Here is a 4,216-nt window from a genome sequence, read left to right as displayed (position 1 = left end):
CCTGCCCGGAGCCGGTGTCCACCGAGAACCCGCCGGGACCGTGCGACACGCCGGTGATGCGCACCCCCGTGCGCACGTCCAGCCCTTCGCGGCCCAGCACCTCGGCGACCAGCGCCCCCGATTCGGGCTCTTCAGGGCCCAGCACCCGCTCGCCGGCCTCCAGTACGGTCACGCGGGTGCCGAAGCGGGCGAAGGCCTGGGCGAACTCCAGGCCGATCGGCCCGCCGCCGATCACGCACAGCGACTCCGGCGCCTTCTCGGCGCGCACGGCCTGGCGGTTGGTCCAGTAGGGCACCTGGTCCAGGCCGGGGATCGACGGGACCGCGGGGGCGGTCCCGGCGGCCACCACCACGCCGGTGCGGGCCCGGAGCACCCGCTCGCCGCCGCCGTCCTCGCGCACCCGGACCGTGTCTGCGCCCTCCAGCCGGCCGGTGCCGCGCACGAACCTGCCGCCCTGGCCCAGGAAGCGCTCCACCGCGGCGGTGTCGTCCCAGTCGGTGGTGGCCTCCTCGCGGATGCGCCGGGCGACCGGGGCGAAGTCCGGATAGGCCTCGGCGTTCCCGGCCAGTCCGGGCACCCTGCGCGCCTCGGCGAGCGCGTCAGCCGCGCGCACCATCATCTTGGTCGGGATGCACGCCCAGTACGGGCACTCGCCGCCCACCAGGGCGGCCTCCACCCCCACCACGTCCAGGCCTTCCGAGGCCAGCCGTCCGGCCAGGGCCTCGCCTCCCGGCCCCATGCCGACGACGACCACGTCGGCGCTGTCCACTCCGGTGTCGGCCATGCCGCGTCACCGTCCCATCCCCGTCGTATCGGCACGCCGCCGCGCGGCGGCGTCGAGTTCGGCAAGAAGCCCGGACAGGCCGGCCGCTCCCCCGCGACCACCGGCCCGCCCCGCACAGAGCAGGCCCGAGCGACGGCCCCGGTCTGTCGGGTCGCTGACCTACCCCCTGCCCTGATCGCGCCCCGCGCAAGCCTCCGGCATCCGGGGCGACCGCGCCGCCTGACCGCAGGATCGAACGGCACGCGGACATCCGGCCCGGGGCCGCCGCCATGCCGGTCCGGTCCGCCACGGGCGGCACGCGTCCTCTCCGTCGGCGGCCCCGAACACGCGGAGGGGCGCAGGAGGCCCGCCGCCGGGGCACGGTGGCGGCGGGGCGTGTCCCGTTCAGGTGCCCGACACGCGGGAGAACGGCCCCGCGCCCCGTCCCGCCGCGCCCGCCGGGCGGTCCGCCGTCCGCTCGGTCCCCGGCCGCCGTCGGCGCTACGGCCTCTCGGGCATCGGGGAGACGGGGGGCGGGTCCCCGAGCATTCTGGTGCGCAGGGCGAGCAGTTCACCGTTCGGCGCGGCGCCGACATCGCGTTCGAACGAGGCGACGAACCCGGCGAGCCACTGCCGGGCGAAGTCGCACCGGCCGGCGGCCAGGGCCCCTTCGACGACGGCGGCCGCCGCGAGCTGGTTGTACTGGTCCAGCTGCAGCAGCTGGCGGGCGTACTCGACCGCCTCGTCCCACTCCCGGCAGGACCGGTGCAGGTGGATGAGCCGGACCAGCGCCTGGGAGTGCAGCCCCTCGTAGCGCTTGCGGTAGGGGACGAGCCAGTGGTCGCAGGCCTGCTCCCCTTCCAGGAAGCGCCGGATGCCGTAGGCCGTCACCCGGCTGTAGTAGAAGCAGGCCCGCCGCTTGTCCTGCCGCAGATCACAGGCCCGACCCTTGTCGAATACGTCCTCGACCTCCCCCGTGTCCGTCCACCACAGGCCGTCGGTCTCCAGCCGGTAGAAATTGCTGCCGCTGCGCCTGATGAACGTCGACTCCCGGTGGGGATGCAGTTCGGGTTCGAGCATGCGGCGCAGGCTGTGCATCGTGACGTGGAAACTCTGCACGGCTTTCTCGGGAACGGCGTCGGGCCAGCAGAGGTCGATCAGCTCGTCCATCGATCTCGGACTCCCCGGGTGCAGCAGGAACCACTTCAGCATCCTGAGCGTCGTGTCCCGCCGCTGGCACCTCCGGTCCACGGGATCCTGACCGCGAAAAACCCGGAACGGACCGAAGAAGAAGGCCCGGAACCGCGCACCGCCGTCCCGTACTTCGGACGGACCGCACCGAGACGGCGCCGACGGATACGCGGAAAGTTGAAAGTTGTCCATTTCGGAACCCCGGCGTGTGAGCGGAACGAGCGCGCGACCGTCGCCAGGGTAGGAAATCGGCATCGTGCAGGACAAGGGCCCGGCCCGACAGCGGACCGGCGCCGCAACGGCGACTTTCATCCTCGGTAAGCGAGGGGTAAGCCCGCGTCCCTAATGTGGCCCGGACCGAATACACGCACCACGCGGAATACCTCCGGCCGCAACGAGGAAGTGGGGCACGAGAAATGTCGAGGCTGGATCTGGTGACGATTCTCGTTCGCGACATAGAAAGAACGAAGGCCTTTTACACCGGACTTCTCGGTTTCAGCGTCGTCGAGCGGTTCACGTCACCGGACGGCACCTTCGTGTGGCTCCGCTCGGCGCGCTCGGGCAGCAGCATCGCGCTCCAGGACGCGGCGGCGCGCTCAGAAAAGCCCACTCAGGCCGACATCCCCGAGGCCAGCGGCGGGCTGATGCTCGGCTTCGCCGTCGAGGACGCCGAACTGGCGCACAAGGCGGCCGTCGACTCCGGATTCGACACGCGCACCGGGGTCGTGGACATGGGAAAGGGACGGACCTTCGGCTTGAGGGACCCCGAAGGGAACTACATCCAGGTCTTCGATGTCTACCCGGAGTTCCAGGAGGTCCAGCGGAAGCTCGGATTGGACTGACCAAGGAGGCACGCACGCATGTCCATGAGCGTAGGCGAGCTGTTCGAAGAACTGTCCACACGTTTCAAGAGCGATGCGGCGGCCGGCCTGGACCGGACGCTCCAGTGGAACATCACCGATGTCGAGGACGGGGTCTGGGCCTTCCGGATCGCCGGCGGCGAGGGAGAGCTCATCCCCGGCGGGGTCGAGGACCCCGACACCACGTTCAGTACCCGCAGTGAGACCTGGATCGCGATCGCCGAGGGCCGGCAGGACGCCATGCGCGCCTTCATGACCGGGAAGCTGAAGGTCGAAGGCGACATGATGCTCGCCATGAAGGTCCCCGAACTCTTCGAGACCGGGGCCTGACCGCACCGCCTCGACGTCCCGCCCGGTCCCCCGCCGAAGGAGATGAGCACGTTGGAGCAGGTGACGCAGGATCGCGCCGATGCCGCAGAGGGAGCAGCGCCCGAAGCGGAGCGGACGGAGCCCCGGACCGACCCGGAGAAGGTCCGCCTGGAATGGATCGCCTCGCTGACCGACCCCGCGACGTTCCGCTACCTGGAGCAGATCGGCGTCGGGCAGGGCTGGCACTGCGCCGAGGTCGGCGCGGGAGCCGGCTCGGTGGCCCGCTGGCTGTCCAGCCGGGTGGGCCAGTTCGGCACGGTCCTCGCCCTCGACACCGAGACCTCCCACATGGAGGGGTTGTCGGCCCCGAACCTGGAGATCCGGCGACAGGACATCACCCGGACCCCCCTGGAGAAGGGGGCCTACGACCTCGTCCACGCGAAGATCCTGCTCATGCACCTCGAAGAGCGCGAGCGGGTGCTCGGGGAGTTCGTCGCGGCCCTGAAGCCCGGCGGGTACCTGCTGGTCGAGGAGGCCGACATCCGCAGCATCCAGCGCACCGACCCGCCCTCGCCGCTGCTGACCCGCGCCGCCTCCGCCCTGGAGACCTTCTTCTACTTCGGCGGTGCCGACCCGGGGTACGGGATGAAGCTGCTCCCCGCCGTCCGCCGCACCGGCCTGAAGGTGCTGGGCACCGACTGCCAGTTGACAGCCGTGCAGGCGGGGACCCCCGCCGTCCAGACCGTCTCCATGAGCCTGGCCAAGCTCGCGCCCATGATCGTGAAGGCCGGGCTGATGGGCCAGCAGGAGGTCGACGCGGCCTTCGAGCTTCTGGAGAAGCCCTCGGACATGGTCGTGTACACGCCCGTCACCGTCTCGGTCTGGGGTCGGGCCGAACCCGGCGAGGGGCCCCGGGGCGGGACCGGAGCGTGAGGCCGTGCCCCCGCCCCGCCGATCGCGGGGGCGGCGAGCGGGCCACCGGTGCGGCCCCGGCCCGCCGGCCGTCCACCCCTCGCCGCCCCCGCCCACTTCTCCGCGGACGCGCATGATCTCCACGCATTCCGGGAAAGGACCCCTCCATTGCTGTACGTGG

Annotated in this window: 5 protein-coding genes; 3 read left to right on the top strand and 2 right to left on the bottom strand. The window is 71.7% G+C overall.

The genetic code is table 11. The features are described 5' to 3' along the window. Window positions 1-784 (bottom strand): FAD-dependent oxidoreductase (locus tag D450_RS0123275; protein ID WP_017541034.1); only part of this gene is annotated, 784 nt, incomplete at its 3' end. A 480-nt stretch (window positions 785-1,264) separates the two neighbouring features. Continuing rightward, window positions 1,265-1,975 carry an AfsR/SARP family transcriptional regulator gene (locus tag D450_RS0123270; RefSeq protein WP_152520902.1) on the bottom strand — a complete coding sequence of 237 codons (711 nt, stop codon included), beginning with the start codon at window positions 1,973-1,975 and terminating at the stop codon, window positions 1,265-1,267. A 395-nt stretch (window positions 1,976-2,370) separates the two neighbouring features. On the opposite strand from D450_RS0123270, the gene D450_RS0123265 reads away from it, so the two are divergent. From D450_RS0123265 to D450_RS0123255, 3 genes are read left to right on the top strand one after another with little or no spacing between them, the layout of a single operon-like run. Beyond that, window positions 2,371-2,796, top strand: coding sequence for a VOC family protein (locus D450_RS0123265; protein WP_017541032.1), 426 nt, complete (start codon window positions 2,371-2,373; stop codon window positions 2,794-2,796). Between the two features lie 18 nt (window positions 2,797-2,814). Continuing rightward, window positions 2,815-3,144: an SCP2 sterol-binding domain-containing protein gene (locus tag D450_RS0123260; RefSeq protein WP_017541031.1), complete on the top strand. Its 330-nt coding sequence runs from the start codon at window positions 2,815-2,817 to the stop codon at window positions 3,142-3,144. A gap of 42 nt (window positions 3,145-3,186) precedes the next feature. Continuing rightward, window positions 3,187-4,056, top strand: a complete 870-nt coding sequence (locus D450_RS0123255) for a class I SAM-dependent methyltransferase (protein ID WP_241483258.1) — start codon at window positions 3,187-3,189, stop codon at window positions 4,054-4,056. The last annotated feature ends 160 nt before the right edge of the window (window positions 4,057-4,216 follow it).

This window comes from Nocardiopsis halophila DSM 44494 (genome assembly GCF_000341245.1).
In the GTDB taxonomy this organism is placed as follows: Bacteria; Actinomycetota; Actinomycetes; order Streptosporangiales; family Streptosporangiaceae; genus Nocardiopsis_A; species Nocardiopsis_A halophila.
This window is presented reverse-complemented; position numbering and strand designations above follow the sequence as displayed.

Excerpts from the sequence above, each read along its gene's own strand:
- D450_RS0123270 (WP_152520902.1), bottom strand. The coding sequence starts at position 1,975 with ATGCTGAAGTGGTTCCTGCTGCACCCGGGGAGTCCGAGATCGATGGAC.
- D450_RS0123265 (WP_017541032.1), top strand. The coding sequence starts at position 2,371 with ATGTCGAGGCTGGATCTGGTGACGATTCTCGTTCGCGACATAGAAAGA.
- D450_RS0123260 (WP_017541031.1), top strand. The coding sequence starts at position 2,815 with ATGTCCATGAGCGTAGGCGAGCTGTTCGAAGAACTGTCCACACGTTTC.
- D450_RS0123255 (WP_241483258.1), top strand. The coding sequence starts at position 3,187 with ATGAGCACGTTGGAGCAGGTGACGCAGGATCGCGCCGATGCCGCAGAG.